Genomic DNA, 22,128 nt, shown 5'->3' with positions numbered 1-22,128 from the left:
ATGGGGTTCAGGTTCAGAAAGTCGATCAACATTATTCCTGGCGTTCGCCTCAACCTGAGTAACGGTGCACCGAGCCTGAGTGTCGGGCCGAGAGGTGCTTCCGTTTCTTTTGGTAGCCGGGGGACCTATGCCAATCTGGGCTTGCCCGGTACCGGGCTGAGTTACCGTACCCGGCTTGACCGGGCCGCGCGTTCCGGAGGTGGAAACCGGACGGCAACCGACCCGGGGCTCAGACAGGCGCTTGAGCAGGAAGCCGCTGAACTCATGTCAGCGGTAACCGCAATCCGTAATATTCACGAGCTGACGCCGGATCCAAAAACAGGCATCAGCTGGGCAGAGCTGGAAGCAGTATACCTGCATAACAGAACGTCGCCTTTTCAGGTTCCGGCACCGGTGCGTCCAGAAAAGCCAGACTACCTTGCATTGCCGGAAAAGCCTGCCGAGAGCGAAGGCATTAGTTTTCTGGGTAAATGGTTTGAATCGGAATCAGCTAAAGCTGAGCGCCACGCCGAAAATCTTCGCCGGTGGCAGCAGGAGCTGATTGATGTGGAGCGTGAGAATACCCTTCGACAGCACCGGTACCAGCAACAACGGACGGCCTGGGCCGAACAGTATGCAAACTGGAAGTTTGAAGCAGAAGAACATGAAAAACGGCTCGCCACGGCTCAGGCAGATGCCCGGCAGCAGTTCCGGACAGACGCCGCGTTTTTCGAATCATACCTGGCGGGTGTGCTGGCAGAAACTGAATGGCCGCGTGAAACGATTGTTGCATTTGAAGTAAAGCCGGAGCTATCAGCAGTCCTGCTGGACGTTGATTTAGCTGAGATTGAAGATTTCCCTGATAAGATTTACGGCGTTAATGCCCGGGGCACGGAGCTGACGGAAAAAGCCATGACGCAAAAAGCCGTACGCGAAAACTATGCCCGCCACGTCCATGGCTGCTTGTTCCGCCTGGTCGGTATCGTTTTACATACGCTACCTTTCGACAACGTGATTGTGTCAGGCTTTACGCAACGGGTCAGTAAGCGGACCGGCTATCTGGAGGATGAGTATATCCTGTCCTGCAAATGCACTCGCAGCCAGATGTCGTCAGTAAATTTTGCAGGCATAGAACACATTGATCCGGTTGAAGCGTTAGGCGATCACCCGGTTATTCGAAAGATGAGCAGTACCTTCATTTTTCAGCCTATTGAACCACTAACCCTTTAAGCAGGCTAAATCTTACGATGCAATTAAATACCAGACAGGCCCGGATTTTTAAGCTTGCCAACTTACTGGGCACCGGCAAGCCCGTTTCCGCTGCCGACATTATAACCAGTCTGGAATGCTCAGAGCCGACATTAACCCGGGCCCTCAAAGAGCTACGCGAGTCATATTCTGCGGAGATCAAATACAGCAAGGCAGGTCATTCCTACCATCTCGTTAATCCGGGCCAGCTGGATAAAAAGACCCTTCGCCGGATGAATGAAGCGCTCGCACAGAATGCTGAACTGAAAACCGGTGAGTCTACAGGGAAGGTCGTACTCGATAAGGATAAAAAAACAGCCGTGTCCTTATCGCTACGCATGCGGATCTTAAGAAAAATTGACCGTCTGGCTGCGCTGAGTGGCTCGACCCGAAGTGAAGCGGTAGAGAAGCTGGCTCTGCACTCCGTTGACGAACTGATAAAAGAATACAGCGCTAAAAAGTCCTGACGCTAAATCTCAGACCGGGGTGAAAACCCCGGTTTTGTCATATTTTACCTCTGTATTGGCGTGACGTAGTTTTGATCTATTCTCCTCCCGCAATGCCAGCAGCGCCTTACTGACTACAAAACCTGGTGTCTTGACATCCTCTTGTGCTACACATCAATCTTTGGGCGTTTTACACTCCATTCATGCAGATCTGTGATGTATGATGAATTTCATACATAAGACAGTTTATTTGTCCGAGTTTTTTCAGAAATCTTATATTCCAGTCCGGTCTGAATTATTTTTCTGTTGATAAGAGGCCATTCACATGTCGGTAATTCTATGGTGGTTAACTTATTTCTTTAATGCCGCTTCTGAGTATTTAATCTCCACCCGACAGATGTCGTGCCGTTTTATCAAATCAACAAACCCTGGCCTCTTCCTGAAACTACTCTCCTCTTCCGATCTCTTAAGAAGGAATTACATTTGAGACGCTTACCCGTATATCTGCTACTCGACACGTCCGGCTCTATGCACGGAGAGCCTATCGAAGCGGTTAAAAATGGCGTTCAGACGCTGCTTACCACGCTGAAACAGGATCCGTATGCACTCGAAACGGCTCACGTGTCAGTGATCACCTTTGATTCTTCAGCCCGACAGGCAGTCCCCCTGACAGACCTCCTGAGTTTCCAGATGCCAGCACTAACAGCCAGCGGCACCACGTCTCTTGGCGAAGCGCTTTCCCTCACGGCCAGCTCCATTGCCAAAGAAGTACAGAAAACGACGGCTGACACTAAAGGTGACTGGCGTCCCCTTGTATTCCTGATGACGGATGGAAGTCCGAATGATGACTGGCGTAAAGGCCTGAATGACTTTAAAGCGGCCAGAACCGGCGTTGTTGTGGCATGTGCAGCCGGGCATGATGCCGATACCAGCGTCCTCAAAGAAATCACTGAAATCGTGGTTCAGCTCGATACAGCTGACAGTTCGACGATTAAAGCTTTCTTTAAATGGGTCAGTGCGAGCATTTCGGTAGGCAGTCAGAAAGTGGAGTCCAGCAAAAAAGAAGTGATCGGTCTTGAAGACCTGCCACCGCCGCCGCCAGAAGTAAATGTGGTCTTATAATTTTATTGATTAAGGGGATATCATGTCTGTCAGTCTGAGCAAAGGCCAGGGCGTAAGCCTGAAAAAAAATGAATACGATCTCTCGTCCGTTACTATCGGCCTCGGTTGGGATATTAATGAGGAAAAGAAAGGTTTTCTCGGCGGGATCTTTGGTAAAAAAGAAGAAGAATACGACCTTGATGTGATCGCTTTCCTGTGTAATTCAGCCGGAAAGGTGACCGATCTCGGCAATGTGGAAAATGGTAAACCAACGCTTGTGAATGGCGATATCATCTTTTTCAACAGCCTTCGCCATAAGTCAGGCAATATCTGGCTGACGGGCGATAACCGAACCGGAGCCGGTGACGGTGACGATGAGCAAATTATTGTGCGCCTGAATTCCCTTGACGCTCAGTACGAGAAAATTGTGTTCATCGTTCAGATCTACAATGGTGAAAAGCTCCAGCAGCACTTTGGTAAAGTTCAGAATGCCTTCATCCGGGCAGTAGATGCCCGTAATATTGAAATGGCACGATTCGATCTTTCTGGCGGACCCGCCTTCGCCAGCCAGCGCTCCATGGTCTTTGCCGAGCTGATACGCGAGGCTACAGGCTGGAAACTCAGGGCAATTGGTGAGCCTTCAGAATCAGATTCGTTTGTCTCGCACCTGAGGAATTACATGTGATGCGCCGCCTGCCTGTTTACCTTGTTATCGACACATCCGGCTCGATGCGCGGTGAGTCAATCCATTCCGTTAACGTTGGAATTCAGGCGATGCTTAGCGCTCTTCGCCAGGATCCCTACGCCCTCGAAAGCGTTCATATCTCCATTATCACCTATGACAATGAGGCGCGTGAGTTCATTCCTCTCACGCCGCTGGAAGACTTCCAGTTTTCTGACATCGTTGTGCCAAGCGCAGGCGGGACGTTCACCGGTGCTGCCCTTGAATGTCTGATGCAGTGTGTTGAACGGGATGTACGTCGCTCAGATGGTGATACCAAAGGAGACTGGCGTCCTCTGGTATTCCTGATGACTGATGGAACCCCTTCTGATGCCCTGGCGTACGGTGAAGCGGTAAAAGCGATTCGCGGCCGGGGATTCGGATCCATCATTGCCTGCGCCGTTGGTCCTAAAGCAGGCCATGAGCACTTAAAACAGCTCACCGATAAGGTTGTGTCTCTGGAGACGCTAGATTCAACCGCGTTTGCAGGTTTCTTTAAATGGGTATCGGCCAGCGTGTCTTCCGGCAGCACAAGCGCGGGGATTAATAACGGAACTGATACCCTTCCCCCTCCTCCACCAGAAATCCAGCTGGTGCTCTGACAGACAGAAAGGTGCTGTTTCCGGGCAGCACCTTTCTGTACAGCAACGTTTTCTGCTGGCCGTACCAGCCGTACGAGGAAAATTATGAGACGCCTTCCCGTGTTTTTTGTCCTGGACTGTTCAGAGTCCATGATTGGTGAAAACCTGAAAAAAATGACTGATGGTCTGCAAATGATCGTCGGAGATTTAAGAAAGGATCCACACGCACTTGAAACAGCCTGGGTCTCGGTAATCGCATTTGCCGGTGTAGCCCGTACGATTGTACCTCTTCACGAAATTGCCTCGTTCTACCCTCCCCGCCTTCCCGTTGGCGGCGGTACGAGCCTTGGAGCTGCATTGCGTGAGCTGACCGTGCAAATTGATACCCAGGTCAGAAAAACCACTCATGAGGCTAAAGGCGACTGGAAACCCGTCGTGTATCTCCTTACCGACGGACGTCCGACTGACGACACAACCGCAGAAGTGAAGCGCTGGAAGGATCACTACGCGAGTAAAGTGAATCTCATTGCCGTTGGCCTGGGGCCGTCAGCGGACCTGAATATCCTGCGGCAACTGACAGAGAATGTCATGCTGTTCACCGAATCTCAGGAAGGGGACTTTACCCGCTTCATCAAATGGATCACGGCCTCGGTTACGGCGCACAGCCGCAGCGTCGGGGACGACAAACAACCTGAGCTCAGCCAGACTGAATACATAGTCCGGCTGGCCAAGGACGAGCCAGTAAAAGCGTACGACGAAAACTGCGTTACGCTTACCGGCCGTTGCAGCAAGACCCGTCGTCCGTACCTGATGAAGTATGAACGGCCACCAGCAAGGGTTTCCGGGCTCGATTTCAGTCTGAACCTGAACAGCTTTAATATTGCCGGATGCTATCCCATCGATGAGGACTATTTTGCGTGGTCAGATGCCACCGCTACCGGTTTGCAGGTAAATACCAGCGAACTGCATGGCGTACCGGGTTGCCCCCACTGCGGTAATGCCAGTGCGTTTGCCCTGTGCTCATGCGGAAAGTTGCTGTGTATTGACGGCCCGGATGACGTGATCTGCCCGTGGTGTGAAACAGGCCTGTCATTCAGCAATGATGGCGGAAACACTAACTTCGACGTAAACAGAGGGAGAGGTTGATGTCGCAAAATGCTTTACTTGAAGAGAAGATTATCCGCTTAGTTCTGTCTGAGCTGGGCCACCCTGTTGAAGGTGAGCGGCTTTTACTTCTATCGCAGGACCCATCCCTTACCGAAGAAATTATGCGGCTTAAAGAGCGGATTGAGAGCCTTGCACAGGGTTTATCTGCGCGGGTTAGCGAAGGTGATAACGACGCAGAGATTGCCGCCTCGTCAGCATCCAGTCTTTCCGATCAGCAACAAACGGTCGTAAGTGTTGCTGATAACCCGGGCATTGACGCTACCGATACATCAGCACTGCAACCCCTGCCAGAAAATGAGCCTCATCCTCCGTTCTGGAAGCTGATGCCTTATTACGAATTTGATAAACCAGCACAGAGGGAAGACGAAAACCTGTCTTCCCTGGTATTAAAACCCGGGCAGATACCGACAGGCCAGCAGCGGGCCAGCTTAGCTGTGCCACCTGCCGTTCCCCCGAGAGCTAAAATAACGATCCCCAACGCCCGCGCAGGCGAACGTTTCTCTTCGCCGGTTGCTATCGTTCTGGGTGAGGGCCAGCAGGCTACTGTCAGGGACGTTGTCTTTCCCCGGAACATTGGCCTGTCTTTTGACAAAGAACAGGAGTTGCTGACAGGTACTCCCACCGAAAGCGGCGATATAGAGCTTTCAGTAATCTGGTCATGCACGTCGCACGACGAATGTGAAACAAAACAGCTATTTATAATCAATCCCGATCCGAGAAGCCTGTGGAAGGTGGTAGAGCCACCAGCAGACGCTCCCTACCCTAAGTCCCATCTGGACGCTGCTGGCCTGGTCAGGGGTGATATACGTATTGCTGCCGCCAGTCGCCGGGGACGCTCTCATGAGCATGCCGGAAGCTTCAGAGATGACGACTTCTACATCAACCACTGCCAGGAAACAGGATGGTCTGTCATGCTGGTCGCAGACGGAGCCGGTAGTGCGGTAAATTCCCGGGAAGGCTCCCGGATTGCAGTCAAAACGGCTGGCGATTACCTTTTAAATCAGCTCAGTGGTGTGAAAGGCGTCCATTTAAAGCAGCACATCACGGCGTGGGAAGGGAGCGATCAGCAGGCAACAATAAACGCCATGCTTCATCATTTTAAACAGGCAGCTACGCTCGCGGTCAACAGTATCCAGAACGAAGCCATTTGTGCAGAACAACCTGTGAAATCCTATTCAACAACCCTTCTGGCAACTGTAGCGCTACGAACTGATAACGAGCTGTTTGCGACTGCATTCTGGCTTGGTGATGGTGCGATAGGTGCATACAGCCCTTCCGGTAAAGTCAGGATACTGGGAAATCCCGATAGCGGAGAATACGCAGGACAAACCCGTTTCCTTGACCAGAGCATTATCGCAGACCCCTCGTTTAGCGGCCGCATCAGCGTGGGTAAATGGAATGATGTATCTCACTTGATCCTCATGACAGACGGCGTCTCAGACCCTCTGTTTGAGACGGATAATGGGCTTCGCAGTGACGAAAAATGGACCCGTCTCGTTGATGAGCTCAACCCTGTCCTTACAGACGCCAGTATTGCGCCTGAGAGGTTAGGCGACTGGCTTAACTTTTTCTCCACAGGGAACCATGATGACCGCACTATTGCGGTGTTGTGGTAAGGGATACGCTTTTTCGGTGATCAATATGGCAAATATCGTTACGTGCAAAACAAAGGACGGCGAAACAGTCCAGTATGTTGACGAGGTAATTGGTTCGGGCTCGATGAAGGATGTTTACTTTTCGCCTGATAAATCATACGTCGTCGCTTTTTATCATAAACCGCAGAACGAGCAGGCCCGGGATCGGATTGATATGATCACCGGACGCTACAGGCAAAACATTTTTGGCCAGTCCGGAGGTGAATACTGGAAGGACCTGTTTTGCTGGCCGACCCATGTTGTTGAGCATGGGCATAAAATCGGCATCGTGGTTCCAACCTACAAAAGCTACTTTTTCTTTAAATACGGCTCTAAAAACGATGATTTTCTTGGCATAAAAGGTCGTGAAAAGGAAGGCAAATGGTTTGCCAGCGCCAGCAACCAGAACAAATTTCTCGACCCACGTGAACGAGGCAATACGCTTACCTATCTCAAGGTCTGTCTGCTGCTGACAAGAGCCGTCAGAAGGATGCATGCGGCAGGTCTCTGTCACAGCGATCTAAGCTATAAAAACGTGCTTATCGATCCAGAAATGGGACATGCCTGCATCATTGACGTAGACGGCCTGGTTGTCCCTGGAAAGTATCCTCCCGACGTGGTGGGCACCCCGGATTTTATCGCTCCGGAAGTGGTGAAAACCAGTCATCTTTCCAAAGAGGATCCGAACCGCGTATTGCCAAGCATTACTACTGACCGTCATGCGCTGTCGGTGCTTATCTACATGTATCTGTTCTTCCGTCATCCGCTACGTGGCGGAAAAATACATGACATGTCGGATGAAGTACGTGATGAGACCTTATCTATGGGTGAGAAGGCACTCTTCATTGAACATCCGACAGACAAAAGCAATGCAGTCAAAGTCAGTCAGCTATCGTCCTTTTCACTGCCCTGGGCTGACCCGGAGAAAATTCCTTACACCATCATGGGCCCTTATCTGACACCTTTGTTTGAGCGCGCCTTTATAGATGGCTTACACGATGCCACTAAACGCCCGACCGCCGATGAGTGGGAAAGCGCCCTGGTTAAAACAGTCGATCTGATACAGCCCTGCCAGAACAAGGCGTGTGAACAGAAATGGTACGTTTTCTCGGGTAAGACAAAGCCGGTTTGTCCCTACTGCGGTACGCCATACAAGGGTAAATTACCGGTTCTAAATTTATATTCTTCCCGAAAGGAAGGCAGTTATCGTCCTGACGACCACCGGTTGATGGTGTGGAGCGGGCAGTCAATCTATGCGTGGCATGTGAATCGCCTCATTGCGCCAAATGAGCGTACAACCGATTTGCAAAGGAAACGAGTTGGGTATTTTGTTTTCCATAACGATCAGTGGTGGTTAGTAAATGAAGGCATAAATGGGCTTATGTCATTACCGGATAAACGACAGATTGCCATTGGGGAAAAAATTGAACTGACGAATAACGCTCAGTTTGTTCTGTCAAAGGAGGAAGGCGGCAGGCTGGTCGTCGTTCAGTTAGTAGAAAACTAACGGACGCCCATAACGACTAAAACGTTCTGGCAGCATACTGAACCTGTTTAATGAATCACTATATTAAGCTGTGTCAAATTTAAGCTGCCAGAAAAACTGACTGTCTGTGCCGGATATGCGGTACACCTCCTGCGGCAAGGGTTTAATGCGCAAAGCCCAATTTATTTATAAGAGTGAATAGTTTTGTGGCTCTACCCTGCCGCTCTCCTTTCCTGTGTCATGGTTTTTAACATCTGAAATACTGACATTGTTAAGCCGGTGATTGTATAAGGCGATGCGGACAATCTCATGAAGATATTCAAGTTCGTTTTGTGTCAAGGACTGGCCTTCCTGGGTTTTTGAAATCATTTCCTGCCAGCAGATCAGTCTTTCGTAACTGACATGTTCGCTGTTTTCCAGGCAGTGCAACCTGAAATAGCGAAGGAACAAAGGAAATTCATCGGTCTGAGCGATGTCATAAGCCCGAACCGTTAACCGACACAGACATACAATCGTATCCTGCTGTAACCTGACTAACGCGTTATGACTGCCCGGAAGGATATCAGGCAATTTCATCTTACAGTCAGCAAGGCGCTGAAGAAGAGGCCCTTCCTCTGAAGGCTCCCGTCCCCGATACTCCTGAAGAGGTTCAGATTCAAGTTCATGCATTAATGGATGATATAGCCATTCCCGGGAACTGGTCTCATCAATGATCAGGCTTTCAATGCACTCACTGTATGTTGTTTTACGTCGCCCGAGCTGCACCTGACTGATTTCATATTCAATATCTGGAAGATCGATACGCAATGCGGCAACTCTTTCGGAAGGATGAAGGTGGTCAAAGGTTAACTTCGCAGAAATGCTACGATCCCTGTCCAGAAAGACGGCCACACATAAATCATTAACCTTTACGAACAGATCAGCTGTGCCTCCGAACATACTGCCGCTTCCAATAACCTCATTCAGTGAAACCGGCCCACCATCGTCGCCAGCGAGAAGATTTGGGAAACCAAGAACCTGGTGCTCGTTGATGACTTCAATAATTTTTCCCCGGATGGCTTCCATCAGACCATCACAGTCACCGGCTACAGCAGTACTGTGTGAGAAATGCCAAAGCTTGACCTCCCCCTGCTTTGCTAACAGATCAGTTTTGCAAGCGGGGCAGATGCAGTTACAGTCGATACCCCGGCTGACCTCTGTAATATCTAAAAAGAGTCCTGATTCTCTCTGGAGTCCAAATGGAATACCAAATGTGTAACTCTTACGCATGGCTGCACCCCGTTTTTGATAATTATTCAAACTATATCCGAAATAACGGAGGAGGATTTCTGTAAAACGAATTAAAAGAAATGATTTTTTAGTTTTCCAGATTAATGTTTGACAAGAATCAAATGAGAGCCTTACAAATATGGAGAGAGAAGTTTAGGTAAAGTAACTTTTATCACAACTTCTAAAATTAAGGAGAATATCGGATGTATTTAGCAGTGGGCTTGGCTTATGATTAAAGTCTTTCTCCGAACTTAATAAGAAAGTTAAAAAGACAGGCTATTACAGTGCCTTTAGCCCCGAAAGGGGCATAAACTATTTTCAAATCCAGACACAGTCTTTTTGTTGTGCCAATATCAATAATTACTCGCGAACAAAGGTCCACACACTCGCAGGAACTTTGTCATATAACTTTTTCATTGTCAGTTCAGCTTTACGATGATCATAAGCACCAGAAATTTCAAGAGAGGCGACACCCGAGTTTTTTTCACATAACCTTTCAAATACTTTTTCGAGCGTTTCGAACGAACTACACTTACGGAATTTCATTAAATAAGACTGCTTTGTGTCAGACATAATCAACCTTCTTTAGACAGGCCTCAACTGGCCAGGGATAATCTTAATATCATTTTTCACTTAAGCCTAACGATTTCACAACCTTTTTCGTTGTTTCCACCCTGTTCATAACCAGGTACATGAGTGCTAAAATGACTGTAAATAAAACCAGTGTATCCCGGTGAGCAGGATGAAGAATCAATCAGTGATCAGACAGTTTTCGGAAAGCGAATTGCATCAGCAGCTGGAAACGTTCGGCAACCATGATAAACAGCTTTCACGCTTGATCCGTTACTTTTCCCATCTGAGATACAACACAGCTAAAACCTATCTGCACTGGCTACGAGTATGGAACGAATGGTATCAGGCGAATGCCCGGTTGCATACAGACTGGCCAGTAAGTTCGCTCCCCGTGTCTGAGGAAGCTCTGCTGGCGTTTATGGGGCATCTTGAAGGCAAATTGTCACGAAGCAGCATAAACAGCTGTCTTCAGGCCTTAAACAGTATCCATAAAAAAGGGCTTAACCTGCCCGGGATTATTACGTCTGAAGCATGGTACATGCTGGAAGCCTTAAAACAATCGGAAGCCCGGAAGCGAAAGACGACTAAACAGGCAACTCCCTTTCTTATTGGCGATCTCAAGGCTCTGATAAAGTTACGCAGTACTACAAACTCAGTTCGTAAGCTTCGTGACCTGTGCCTGATCTGGACAGGCTTTGAAACACTGCTCCGTTCATCCGAAATTCGCCGTATACGTCTGAAAGATCTGTCTCTGGATAGTATGACCGGTGAATTTAACCTGACGGTATACCGTACAAAAACGAACATCAGTACACTTCTTACCTACCGGCTGACACGTCAGTTAACTAACTGCCTCTTGAGATTGATGAACCTTGTGAAAATGGATCAGCACAGTCATCCGGATGAATACCTTTTCCAGGCCGTAAATTTCCATGATACAGGCTATATGCCACCCGGCTGGAAGCTTCGGAGTAAAGGGAATGAGCTATCTGAGCTTCTTAAACGGCATAACCTGCCCTACCGTGCTAAACAAAGTCTTCTGAACGATGAAGATGAGGAAGACACTGTGGACGATGCCGGTATGCTCAGCAAAAATTCCCTTTTACGGGCATTTAAAGAAATGTGGAATGAGCTTTATCCAAATGAGACTAAAACCCGTTACTGGACAGGGCACAGCGTTCGTGTAGGCGGTGCGATACAGCTGGATATTGAAGGTTACTCGCTACCACAGATTATGGAAATGGGGAACTGGTCGAATGAAGAAATGGTTATGCGCTACATTCGCAATATTGAAGCTGGTAAAAAAGCCATGATCAAGCTTATGCGAAATGCCTTTGATGAATAGCGCCCTCACGGGCGCATAACTTTATTTTTTCTTGAACGGGTTAAGTCTGGTGAGATTAGAGAGTGCCCCTCCCGGAGGCAAAATTCCCGTCCTTTTATATTTGTACACGCCATTTAATTTCATTGTCTGGATTCCAAGATTAATAAGCGTGACAAGTTTAAGGGTATACAGGAGTGTAAATTGGGGAGCAACCTGAATAAAAACTAATAACAAGCCTGCACACATTACACGTAGCCATGCCGCGTACTCCATGCTCAGCGGACGCTTGAAATAGAATCTTTCGAGCAAATCAACTGTCTTATTACTGATCCACGCCGCCGCCACTGAGAGTAACAACACGATGCACACCATAATGCCCAGTTCCATTTTCACTCCCTTCTCTTTTAGTCTGTTTAAGTTGAGGCTTAGCCACAGTAGTTTTGTTTTTTGCTTTTTTCTTAGGTTTGGTATGGTGAAACAGAAAACAATCCACCATTACCCAACCATTTTTATATCGAGCCACCAGCATCTTCTGGCTGGGGTAATGAGCATGAAACAGCATTTTCACGTCCATGGTGCCCATCAACGACTGTTTGCGCTTTAGCTCATCCTCAGCCATCTGAAATTCTTGTAAGAATTCTGAAGACAGACGCTGACGCAGAATTCTTATGGCACTGGAGTTTTCATCATTCTTTGCCAGGTGCCCGAAGCGTACAAGTGCCTTGTGGGTTATCTGGATGGGTCCCAGATGAGAGCTGAGCTGTTCGTACTGCCAGAAGTAGGTCAAATCCACCTTAACCCAGCTGATGCTGTCCAGCAGAGCCTCGTTCATGATGGTTCCGGACATAGGTACCATTGTCAGCCTGGCCAGACGCATATGTATGTAGTCCGTAAGCAACCTCAGCGACTCAGGAACGTTTTTATTGAGTAGGAGATGCTGAAGCACCGGGGTTGCGGTCTGCCAACACAGATTGCGCCCGTCAGGCAGGAAAGCAAACTTTTGATCGTCAGGCGCAGAGTTCGAAGCGTTTTCCTTACGAAGCAAAAAATAATGGCCGCACAGCAGCTCTGCTCTTACCTGGTCCTCGTCAGGGTCATGTCGGGCTTTACTTAGATCAACGGTTAGCACAACGCGGTTAATCGCATCAGCGTGATATTTTTTTACCCAGACGCAGACACGATAGAGACGCTCATCGATTTTCTGGCTGGCTGTGGAAATCCATTGCATTGTTGTTCCTTAATTTTCGGGGCTGACAATGAAAATGCCCAGCTCAGCCCCCGGCACGAGTTCTGTATATTTCAGGCTCAGCTTCCGTTGGTTGGACGGACCCTGGCTGTTTTCAGGAGCCCAGTCAGAGAGCGTTTTTAATTGAGGTATGTTGCCTGCTGCGAAAATGGGCAAGGATGCTTTTACTACTGAATAATCAGTCTCAGCATATTTATTCCCGTTTCGTTCCTGCCCTTCAGGCCTAAATGCAAAAATGTGAGCAATCGGAACAGGGAAAGAGTTAGTTCGACAAAGGCGATAAGATTCGCCCTGCTTCAGTGGGTGAAATTCAAGACGGTGTAAAGCCTTATCGATATTAGACACGACATTCAAATTGGTAGTTGCTACATTTTTTACTTCTGAGGCTCTCCTGCGCTCCAACAAACTCACAAGTTGCTCTGCTGTTTTAACTTCCTGGTTTCGGTTTAGCCGCCATGAAAAAGTAACTTTTTTAAGCTGGGACTTGATGAAAAGGATATTTCTTGTTGAGTGCATAGCGACAAGGCCCGGGAGCTTCTTGTGCACTTTATCAAAACGGACATTCTTTTTATTATCGATACGCCTCATTGCCGCAGCAAAATCATTTTTTGCTTCGTTTATAGAAGTGATCAAGCTTTCGAGAAGATCTGCTCTTTCGGGGACAATGATTAGACCCGGGTATTTAGTGGTTACTTTGGTGGAATCATGACTTAATGACTCTATGTCATCCACACAGATGTCAGTAAGTGCCTGAATAATTTCCTCAACCGAAGCATCGTCTTTAATACTAACCCTGATGGGTTTAACCTGCTTCAAGCGCTCTTCTGTTCTAGATACGGTGGAGACAGTCATCAGGTTTGCCATCATCGGGGGGGTGTTCGAAAGAAAACACTTGAGCGAGTCGATGCGTTCCAGAATCTGGTCACGAAAATAGGGCAAATCGTCATAACTCATACGTTTCTCCAGGCTCATGTTATTTCCAATCAATTTTGCTGCCCAGGCTGACCTTGCAGAACATAAATGTCATGTAAACCTCTAAAGAAGTCATTTTGAAACAGCTTTCACAGCATGCGATTTATGTTCGATAGGGCTCATGAACAAAGGATGATAATGGAGACGCCATGGATAGTGGATAGTCTTACCCACCTGGGTGATCCGATTGAGGCGAAAACGACCATTTATACAGTCAACTGACCAAAGCCCGGGAGAAACTAACCTCTTCCAGCGGTAAAAAGAGAAACCTGCAACACAGAGGTCATGCTCCAGGAAATGTTGAGTTTCGACGACGCGAACTTTTATCAAAAACCCCAGCATTGGCGAAAACCAGATCAACAACCATGTTGGCGACAGGATGACTTTGTTCAGGAGATGATCTGTCATAAGCAAGGCAGATAACATCAGAAAACTGATAGTCAACCACAGGGCCATCCAACCGGCCCATACGCGGCTCTGACAGGGTTTCCATTCGAGAAGAAAAAGTTTTTTATGCATTCTGCCCCGCCTAATTTTAATGTATTGCCGAAGTATGCTGCATCATGATGGTGGTGCGGGGAAAGATTTCAAACTTCCACAATTCTGAAGCCGTGTTCCAACCATGAAAGATCCCGTCTCCACAGCGAGTGTTAAAAGCAAGAATTTCATCCCTGACCTGGTAAGCGAGCACTTCTGGCATATCAATAAACTCAGGTAAGGAAAGAAGAATTCCATGGATAACTTCTCCGGTTAACTTACTCATAACCTCTTCCTCAGACAGGGCAGCGTCCGGGAACAAACACAACGGAAGTGAAAAACAACATAGGTCAAGACCAATAGCAGCCCTTCCTGCGTCGTAGCCTTCTTCATTAACGACAAAACGAAAGAATTTTTCTGTCTCACCCCGTAATGATGACGGTCCTTCAGACGGAACTTCAATACCACTGAAGACTTTATCGGTCCAGTTGGTAAAAGGACTGGTGAAAACCCAACAAATTAAGGATAACGCCAGCTCTTCCTTAAACATACGTTCAGTGCCGGTAGTTCTGGAAAGTTGCTTTTGAGTACTCATGTTTTACCTGTTGCATGAAATTATTGATGTTATATAAACACAACCGGCATTTTATCTAATAGGTTTGAAAACACTAAAAATCGCAAATGCTGGTACCTTTCTGTTTTAAGAGATTTTCAAGGTAAAGTGAGGCTAGATCAATTGGCTGGTTCTCTTCAAGACAGGCTCGCACAAGATCTTCAATAGAGACCGAATCAACCCCCCTTCCCTGTAAAATTTCTTTAGCAGATGCCAGCGTTTTATGAACGCTTCGACTTAGTTGTAATCTGACTTGTGTGCGGGTATCAAAAAGACAATCTTCTGTGACACTTTGTGAAACGGTTCTACTCATTGAAAAATCACTCCATTTCTGGGATCGAATGAAAATTAACAGCTATAGATGTATCAGGTTTCCCATTTTCTACGATACTCAACCACGTACGCGCTGAGATTTGTTGTTCACAGACGAGTATGTAACCTGTTCCCTGTTGATGATGTAGCTCAAGAGCTTTTAGGATAGGCTCTGAATGAGGTCCGAGAGCATCACGCGTGTGAATAAGCGTTTGCTCTGGCAATACGTTGCTAAGCATAGACAGCAGAACATTACGCTCATCCTCATTATCCGACAAAACAAGAATTATACGAAAACCCGTTTTTATACGAAATCTGATTTCTGAAACTAACTTTCTTAATCTTAATTTATATATGACCAGGCGGAATCGAGTCATCAGTAAAGAGACCACTGTGAAGATAACGATTACTGCGCCATATTTTGACCTGTAGAACCACCAGTTAAGGCCTCCAGCAACTATCAGGATTAACATTAAAATTAAACTCCCATAGAAAAAAAGTGCTGGGTAGCGAGTTGTCTTTCCTTCAATTAGTGCTGAGGCAAATATCAAAATGGATATTCCGTAAATTACCCAGTCAAAAATACTTTCTCCAATCATTCTTTAGTGAACATCCTTAAAAGTGGAAATGTAGGTTTATGGGTTTATGCATTTTCCTGATGGCCTTGACAACCAAGGATTTCACAGAAATTGTCACAGTGTGAAGCTGTAACAAAGCGCTCTCCACGTTCGAATCGCTCAACCAAATCCTTTCTTACTTCACTTCCAGGTTTCTGGAAGATGTACTCAAGCTGGAGATCCTCGGCCGTTGAAAGTAGTCGTTCTATGCTGAAATCAACATGGTAAAAGCAAAACTGATTATCAACCGGGGGAAAGTTGCTTTTGGTACTGTTCTCGTTTTTGGATTTTAGTTCATTCATGAGCTCTCCTTGGTTGAGAACAGTATACAAATCTCTTTAGGGATTTTTTTTCGTTAATAGCACTTTTTTGAGTTTAAAGAGTATGTTCATACCAGAGCATTAGAGGCTACGAAAAGGATAATGGAATTAGAAAGATAGATTTTAAGTGGTGATGTAAGGTGGGATAGGTAGAAGAGGAGTAGACGCTTGTAAGCGAGGCAAAAAAAAGGCACGGAAACCGTGCCATAAGAGTATGTGAGAAAAAATCAAAATCAGGGAAAGAATCAAGCAGCTTGTGAAACTGAATCTCCAACTGCAAGATTTAAATTTCTTAGGTTATCGAAAACTTCAGATACTAAGTCATTACGGTCGTGGATTTTAATCCGCCCACCGGTTAACTCTGAAACATAAACGGTATGGCAGAGGTCAGTAACCACTTCGCCGTATTCATCAACGACTTCCAAAGATGCAATCATCGGAATATAAGAAGCCGCAGCATAGCTCTCATAAATACTTATTATGGAGTCATTGTTGCGTCGAGAAATTACCCTACCAGAAGGTAAAGCCTCATCTTCCATATAGCAATCAGATAGGTCCTCACAGAAGTCATTTTCTTTAAGTGAAATATTAAGGGTCAATTCACTGTTGATAGAGCGTGAATAAGAATATTCACTCAGTTTATAGCAAGCCAAACTTATATCACTAAAAGTTTCATAAGCTTTATAGAGGCTCGATGTTATAGACTCAGATACAAATGTTATTAGTCCAATAAAATGAGTATCCCAGAACTGTTGCAAAGCAAAACGGGCAATCATAACCTGACCATCAACCTGCATCAGTCTGTTATATTCATCCCGGTCATAACCTTTCGACTGAGAAACATCATTAGACATGCTAAGAACTTCACTACAAACATCATCATATTCAAAACGGCTAGTTGCAAAGTGTTTTCCTGAAATCTCAAGGTACTGACCAGAGACTGCGTCAAACACCTCAAGAAAGTAACAGAGTCGAGATTTTAAAGATTCTCTGTTTAAAGCTTCTATTTCATTCTCAGAGATACTATCGACATATAAATCAACAGCATTCTTGAGTTCAATAGCTTTGATATTACAGGTAAAAGAAAGCTCGTCACTTTGACAATGGCAAACACTTAATACTATATCCGCCTCATCAAAATCTATGCCAAGATAGCTCAGAACTGCTCGGACATAGTTTTTATCATCAGATGAATGTGTCATATACACTACCTCAAATTTGAGAGGAAGTGCCCCAGAAGGGAAGCGACTTCCCCACTGGGTTAGATAAAAGTTTGGTTAAGCTAAAAGAAGATGCCAGCGACAGATTTTACATTGTCATAGACAAGTGTCTTCAGCCAACCAAAGTTACTTTTTTGGACTGAAGCAAAAGGATCATTGAGACGCGTTACGAAAATCGTCAAAAGCTTCAGTTATTAGTAATGTGCGATCAGTTACTCTGTATCGGTCATTACTTTCGAGAGATACGTAAGTTGAATGCGAAGAATCACAGACAACACGCCCTCTTTTATTGATCAATCTTACTTCCATCATCACCGGCACATTGATAATTGAAGCAACATCGGTATAGAGGGATATGAGGGCATCATTGTCACAATATAACGCCCCGTTCCCATCAAATGTATCGTTAAACTTAATATATATATCTGGCATATTTGCCGGATAATCATCAGTATTGAAATCAATGCATAACTTTAAGTCATCATTAATACGGCGATTAATCTTATGCTGCCCAACACGTACAAAGCCATGTTCAACAGCTTTGATAATCCTTAAAGTTTCATTAAGACAATCTGTAATTCTTTTCTCGACAAATGAGATAAAGTCACCAAAGTCGGAATGAAAAAACTGTTTAAGTGCAAATTTCGCAACTAACACTTTCCCATCCACCTTCATTTTATCGAGATAAAGATTTCTTATAGCATCAGTAGAAGAATTAGCTTTAGATAACTCTTCACAGTCATTAATAATCATTGAAACAATATCAATAACTTTAACTGGGCTTAAAGTATTACTATATCCGCGAATATCAAACGTAAAAAATCCGAAATTCTTAAATACTCCAAGAAAATAAATTATTTTTTGTTTCAAAAGAATAGAATCGGAGTAAGATGCGTTGTGCTTTATTAGTTCAGATATGTAGAGATTCAACATACAATTTAAATTATCGATATCTACATCGTAATCAAAGGTTACTTTGTCGAACGAAGTATCAGATAATTGAACGGTTATATCGTCAGCGGGAACATTAAGGCCTAAATTTTGATAAAGAAAGGCACTAACAAATTCCACGTGGTCAGATTCTTTAAACATTTACACTACCTCATGACTAAAAAGGAAGTGCTTCCCACCGGGAAGCAAGTTCCCGGATGGGTTAGATTAATTATAAAAGAGTTCTTCAGAAGGTACATGCATTTCTGGTTTGAACTGTTTTAAGGAGTTGTTTATAGCTTTTCGATATAACCCTGAAGAGTGTGGCTTAAACATTTGATATTCCGTAACGAGCAGAGGAGACGTAAAGCATCCTAAGTTCACTAGTGAAATATTTGATGTTTCTTCACAAACATCTAATTCAGCGTATATCCGCCTCTTCATTACCCTGCCTGCTAAATAGCGACGAACATGATTTATAAACTTGTCCGCATCTGATATAGAATTAACTATATAATCAGATGTGACTATCTGATTAGATACAGTTTCAGGTATAGCTTCGGCTATTATTTTTACGTTCATTTCATAATCAACACTATGGAAGCAAGCAAGAATTTGTGGCTTCGCGCTTTCTAAAATCTTTTCAAGAACAGAAAAAATCAGAGAGAACTCGTTTAAAATTCGCTTTTGTATAAGTCCATGTAGATGTTTTATGAAAGGAGAACCGTGTTCAACAAGGCCTAGTATAAGATCCTTAGAGGCCAAATCTGAGCGGTAATAAACGTATTCTAGATTATCCCGGTTAAATCCTTTGATAAGCAAATCAGGCTGCTCTGAGACCAGTCGTAAATGAGTTGAAGCTATAGAAACTTCAAAACGAAAGTTCGCGAGATTTACAGGGCCTGCTTTTAATGTAGCCGCTTCGGAAAAATAAATGAAAAGAGGATGCAAATCATCGTTACCACAGTAAAGATGGTCTGCGCCCTTAAGATATTTCACCAAATGAGGTAGAAAAGATATTACTGGAATATCAGCCACAAATCGAATATGCCGAAATGGTTTTGAATCCAAATATATATTTTCCACTACAGCGCCAACAAAACCCATTTTAACAAGAATAGATTCAACTAACTTTTGTATCGCATTCATTTAAATACCCTCTTAATAGAGGGATTTCTCCCAAAGGGAGAAATCCCTATGGGAGAAAATAATTTTAATTAATAATTGTAGCGAAGCGCATGTTCTTTTTCACTAAGATGGTTTTCATATTCCGACTTACCAGAACTTAAACACTCTTTGAAAAAGACCTTTGAAAAATTCTTCAAGTCACTTCGGTTGTTAATTTCTTTGTCAGACATCAACTTAGCTGAGTGTGAGGTATCCACAGGCCCCAACCACCATTCATATTTAATATAAACACAATTGGTTTTTGTATGTCCATTTAGAAATCGTTTTGCATTTCTAAGTATTTTTCTACAACCGTTAAGGTCTGAAAGTAAGATATCTGGAGCAATGAGCTCTTCCAGAATATGACCAGGTAAGCCTTTCCTAAAAAGCTCAACATCGTAACTACAATACCAGTCACGATAATTAAAAGCTTTAATAAGTCTTTCAGGTGTATCCAAAGATATCTTATTCAGGATTTTTAATGCAAAGCATACAGCATCTTTTAACAACTCGTGCACCTCAACATTGATAAATGAGAAAAACGAGCTTAATTCTTTCTCTAAGGAATTATACAACTTACCGTAAATATCCTGAGAAAAAAGATACTGCAATCTTTCTTTATTATAAGTGCAATTCGAAATTGAATAGACTTCTCCTCTTTCGATTTTGCACCCTTCCCTTAAAACTATAGGAAACCTCAAATGGTTAACAATGAAAGAATGATTCTTTCTTTGCTTCAAAGCATCTAATTGAAATTTCGTAATTTCCTCCAGATTTGCATCTTCAAAACCTGGAAAGGGAATATCACAGAAACAAGAACTATATGCTTTTGCTGATTCATACATAAACTCCAGTGAAACATCAGCATCAAAAGACATACCAGAGAACATGCCCTGCCCATTGTCTAAAAATGTAATGTTTTTAACCTGTATTTTTTTATGTTGAACAACCAAAAAGGCATTAATGATTTTTTCGATAATTTTCATGTGATCCTCTCTCAATAAAAAAGGGATCACTCCCATATGGGGTGTGATCCCCACATGGGTATAATTTAATTAAAAATCTGTAAGACCTAAATCTTTATTTCTACCACAAACTGTAGAAGATATAAGACGTTTTACTCGCTTTCGAGCACTTCGGCCTGACGTATCTTTCAAGTACATCGGTAATGACAATGATGAGATTTGATTACTTCGCTTATGATGGCAGACTATATAGCCCTGCCTCCACCCCGAACGCACAAACTCACGGATGCGGTTAATATATGCCGAAGCTTGAGATTTTGTACTTATCGATTCAGAACACTTTAAGTTCTGTTCGATAGAGTAAAGCTCAGCCGCCATTAATTTCACCTCATACAGGTCATCCCCATAACTTATAGTTTTCAACAGCTCTTCCTTTTCCCGAATGAAAAATACTTGCTGCATTCCAAGGATCAGGTCATAGGCCTCTCGAAAGAGGTCGATAAGCTTATTACGAACATAAATCATAAACTCCTCAAAGTGCTGAAGCCAGAAATAAGCCGCATTACTTATTTGTGAATTGTGAGAACAAACAAGCCCTTTAGCAAGCTCGACCTCTTCCTCCCGAAAAGTAAAGTTACTTTTCTTAAACCGACTTTGTTCAAAAATGCTTTGATGCATTTCTATCCATACAGAAACAAAACCGAGGGATTCAAATTCTTCGTTTAACAAATGTAAACTTTCGAAGATTTTCTGAATTTCGATCCCGATGTCATATGACAGTGGACATTCTTTTATAGAATAAACATAACCGGGTAGGAAGTGAGATAAATGCTCAGTTCGCAAATATAAACTGAATTTAAGTTCTGTCAGTGGTTGTTTCAAAGATAATTTAGATGATTCGCTTATATTTACTGGTTCAACACCATTTCTAATCAAAATAGCTTTTACCAGGTCCGTAGCTAACTTCATACAGCCTCCAGTCGTTATTGAGGCCTCCCTGATGCAGGTTGGCCATCAGGGAAAATATGTAAATCAATTAGCAACCAATCAGACCGTTGCCATTACATTGTCAATGTATCTGACAAGGGATGGGCGGTCGTCCTGTAAGGCAAAACGGCGAAGGTCATCAAGATTATACGCAGGAAGATAATCAGCGTAACCTCGAATACGAAGGTCCTCAACCACAACTTTTATATACTCAAATCGTCCAAGATTTCCTTTTAATGGGGGTTTTCCTGGACTAGACAGCATATCGTCTGCTTGCTCCCATGTGATTTCTTTAGCTTCACCACTATGTAGATCAAGATGGACATATATGAATGACTTATAATCTCCACGGCAACGAAGATAATATTTCGGATAGAAATATTTGTCACAACGCAACAAACACGTTCCTGAAGGACGAACTACGTACAACAGGTTTCTGTCATTTTCTAATATGCCATGTTTCAAAATCGTTATATCTATCTCATTATCATGCAGCAAATAGCATGACGATGGTTCATTGACGATGCGCGATTTTATAACAGCAGCAAATTTATTAAAAACTTCGTTAGTTTGAAAATTCATTAAAATGCTCTCCGATGTAAAACGACGAGCATCACCATAACGGTAATACTCCCGTTATGGGTTTTAATAGTTTATGGAATAACCATGTCATACAACCGACCATAGCCAGTAGTACCGCACATTTATTTAACTGAGCAAGCATCTCAGCCGTGAAAAGACCTTAAAGGCAGGTAATTATCACGAAGGAAAGC

Annotated in this window: 23 protein-coding genes; 9 read left to right on the top strand and 14 right to left on the bottom strand. The window is 44.5% G+C overall.

What is annotated here, in order from left to right:
* From ACOTXR_RS21385 to ACOTXR_RS21350, 8 genes are all read left to right on the top strand, one after another.
* Entirely contained in the window at positions 1-1,209 is a 1,209-nt protein-coding gene (locus ACOTXR_RS21385; protein ID WP_011152964.1) for a DUF4236 domain-containing protein, read from the top strand.
* 17 nt (positions 1,210-1,226) lie between these two features.
* Positions 1,227-1,694 (top strand): tellurium resistance protein TerW, encoded by a 468-nt coding sequence (terW, locus tag ACOTXR_RS21380; RefSeq protein WP_001176767.1) that lies wholly within the window; start codon positions 1,227-1,229, stop codon positions 1,692-1,694.
* A 462-nt stretch (positions 1,695-2,156) separates the two neighbouring features.
* A complete protein-coding gene (locus ACOTXR_RS21375) occupies positions 2,157-2,795 on the top strand; it encodes a vWA domain-containing protein (protein WP_001253657.1) in 639 nt (212 codons plus the stop codon).
* Between the two features lie 22 nt (positions 2,796-2,817).
* Complete coding sequence (locus tag ACOTXR_RS21370) at positions 2,818-3,459, top strand: TerD family protein (protein WP_000116681.1); 642 nt, start codon at positions 2,818-2,820, stop codon at positions 3,457-3,459.
* Entirely contained in the window at positions 3,459-4,097 is a 639-nt protein-coding gene (locus ACOTXR_RS21365; RefSeq protein ID WP_001253658.1) for a vWA domain-containing protein, read from the top strand. The genes ACOTXR_RS21370 and ACOTXR_RS21365 overlap by 1 nt, the downstream gene beginning before the upstream one ends.
* A gap of 84 nt (positions 4,098-4,181) precedes the next feature.
* Positions 4,182-5,222 (top strand): TerY-C metal binding domain-containing protein, encoded by a 1,041-nt coding sequence (locus tag ACOTXR_RS21360; protein ID WP_001253656.1) that lies wholly within the window; start codon positions 4,182-4,184, stop codon positions 5,220-5,222.
* Positions 5,222-6,859 carry a PP2C family serine/threonine-protein phosphatase gene (locus ACOTXR_RS21355; protein ID WP_000081060.1) on the top strand — a complete coding sequence of 546 codons (1,638 nt, stop codon included), beginning with the start codon at positions 5,222-5,224 and terminating at the stop codon, positions 6,857-6,859. Before ACOTXR_RS21360 ends, ACOTXR_RS21355 begins: the two co-directional genes overlap by 1 nt.
* Before the next feature lie 25 nt (positions 6,860-6,884).
* Positions 6,885-8,384, top strand: coding sequence for a helix-hairpin-helix domain-containing protein (locus ACOTXR_RS21350; RefSeq protein WP_001284318.1), 1,500 nt, complete (start codon positions 6,885-6,887; stop codon positions 8,382-8,384).
* 165 nt (positions 8,385-8,549) lie between these two features.
* Here ACOTXR_RS21350 and ACOTXR_RS21345 read toward each other — a convergent pair whose 3' ends face one another.
* Entirely contained in the window at positions 8,550-9,632 is a 1,083-nt protein-coding gene (locus ACOTXR_RS21345) for a hypothetical protein (protein ID WP_001232447.1), read from the bottom strand.
* Between the two features lie 360 nt (positions 9,633-9,992).
* A complete protein-coding gene (locus tag ACOTXR_RS21340) occupies positions 9,993-10,205 on the bottom strand; it encodes an Hha/YmoA family nucleoid-associated regulatory protein (RefSeq protein ID WP_001285422.1) in 213 nt (70 codons plus the stop codon).
* A 169-nt stretch (positions 10,206-10,374) separates the two neighbouring features.
* On the opposite strand from ACOTXR_RS21340, the gene ACOTXR_RS21335 reads away from it, so the two are divergent.
* A complete protein-coding gene (locus ACOTXR_RS21335) occupies positions 10,375-11,550 on the top strand; it encodes a tyrosine-type recombinase/integrase (protein WP_000795949.1) in 1,176 nt (391 codons plus the stop codon).
* Positions 11,551-11,851: 301 nt separating this feature from the next.
* Here the strand turns inward: ACOTXR_RS21335 and ACOTXR_RS21330 are convergent, their stop codons facing one another.
* The 12 genes from ACOTXR_RS21330 to ACOTXR_RS21275 form a co-directional block, all read right to left on the bottom strand.
* Positions 11,852-12,757, bottom strand: coding sequence for a hypothetical protein (locus ACOTXR_RS21330; RefSeq protein ID WP_001198595.1), 906 nt, complete (start codon positions 12,755-12,757; stop codon positions 11,852-11,854).
* A 9-nt stretch (positions 12,758-12,766) separates the two neighbouring features.
* Complete coding sequence (locus ACOTXR_RS21325) at positions 12,767-13,729, bottom strand: DNA replication terminus site-binding protein (RefSeq protein ID WP_000119428.1); 963 nt, start codon at positions 13,727-13,729, stop codon at positions 12,767-12,769.
* A gap of 90 nt (positions 13,730-13,819) precedes the next feature.
* Complete coding sequence (locus ACOTXR_RS21320; protein WP_259408563.1) at positions 13,820-14,266, bottom strand: hypothetical protein; 447 nt, start codon at positions 14,264-14,266, stop codon at positions 13,820-13,822.
* 16 nt (positions 14,267-14,282) lie between these two features.
* Positions 14,283-14,819, bottom strand: coding sequence for a hypothetical protein (locus tag ACOTXR_RS21315; protein ID WP_000107167.1), 537 nt, complete (start codon positions 14,817-14,819; stop codon positions 14,283-14,285).
* Positions 14,820-15,157: 338 nt separating this feature from the next.
* Positions 15,158-15,748 (bottom strand): hypothetical protein, encoded by a 591-nt coding sequence (locus ACOTXR_RS21310; protein WP_000578891.1) that lies wholly within the window; start codon positions 15,746-15,748, stop codon positions 15,158-15,160.
* Positions 15,749-15,792: 44 nt separating this feature from the next.
* Positions 15,793-16,068: a hypothetical protein gene (locus ACOTXR_RS21305; RefSeq protein ID WP_001004201.1), complete on the bottom strand. Its 276-nt coding sequence runs from the start codon at positions 16,066-16,068 to the stop codon at positions 15,793-15,795.
* Between the two features lie 263 nt (positions 16,069-16,331).
* The gene (locus ACOTXR_RS21300; protein ID WP_000149830.1) at positions 16,332-17,288 is read right to left on the bottom strand and encodes a hypothetical protein; all 957 of its coding nucleotides are present in this window, start codon (positions 17,286-17,288) and stop codon (positions 16,332-16,334) included.
* 171 nt (positions 17,289-17,459) lie between these two features.
* Entirely contained in the window at positions 17,460-18,398 is a 939-nt protein-coding gene (locus ACOTXR_RS21295) for a hypothetical protein (protein ID WP_421767100.1), read from the bottom strand.
* Positions 18,399-18,464: 66 nt separating this feature from the next.
* On the bottom strand, positions 18,465-19,385 hold the full coding sequence (locus ACOTXR_RS21290; RefSeq protein ID WP_000991697.1) for a hypothetical protein: 921 nt from the start codon (positions 19,383-19,385) through the stop codon (positions 18,465-18,467).
* Between the two features lie 68 nt (positions 19,386-19,453).
* Positions 19,454-20,389: a hypothetical protein gene (locus ACOTXR_RS21285; RefSeq protein WP_000691119.1), complete on the bottom strand. Its 936-nt coding sequence runs from the start codon at positions 20,387-20,389 to the stop codon at positions 19,454-19,456.
* A gap of 69 nt (positions 20,390-20,458) precedes the next feature.
* Complete coding sequence (locus tag ACOTXR_RS21280; protein ID WP_000762003.1) at positions 20,459-21,337, bottom strand: hypothetical protein; 879 nt, start codon at positions 21,335-21,337, stop codon at positions 20,459-20,461.
* 78 nt (positions 21,338-21,415) lie between these two features.
* Positions 21,416-21,937, bottom strand: a complete 522-nt coding sequence (locus ACOTXR_RS21275) for a hypothetical protein (protein ID WP_001011130.1) — start codon at positions 21,935-21,937, stop codon at positions 21,416-21,418.
* Positions 21,938-22,128 lie beyond the last annotated feature (191 nt).

The sequence above is a fragment of the Enterobacter cloacae complex sp. IR53030 genome (assembly GCF_049238365.1).
GTDB classification, from domain to species: Bacteria; Pseudomonadota; Gammaproteobacteria; order Enterobacterales; family Enterobacteriaceae; genus Enterobacter; species Enterobacter kobei.
Note: the sequence above shows the minus strand (reverse complement) of the source record. Positions and strands in the feature narration are given on the sequence as shown.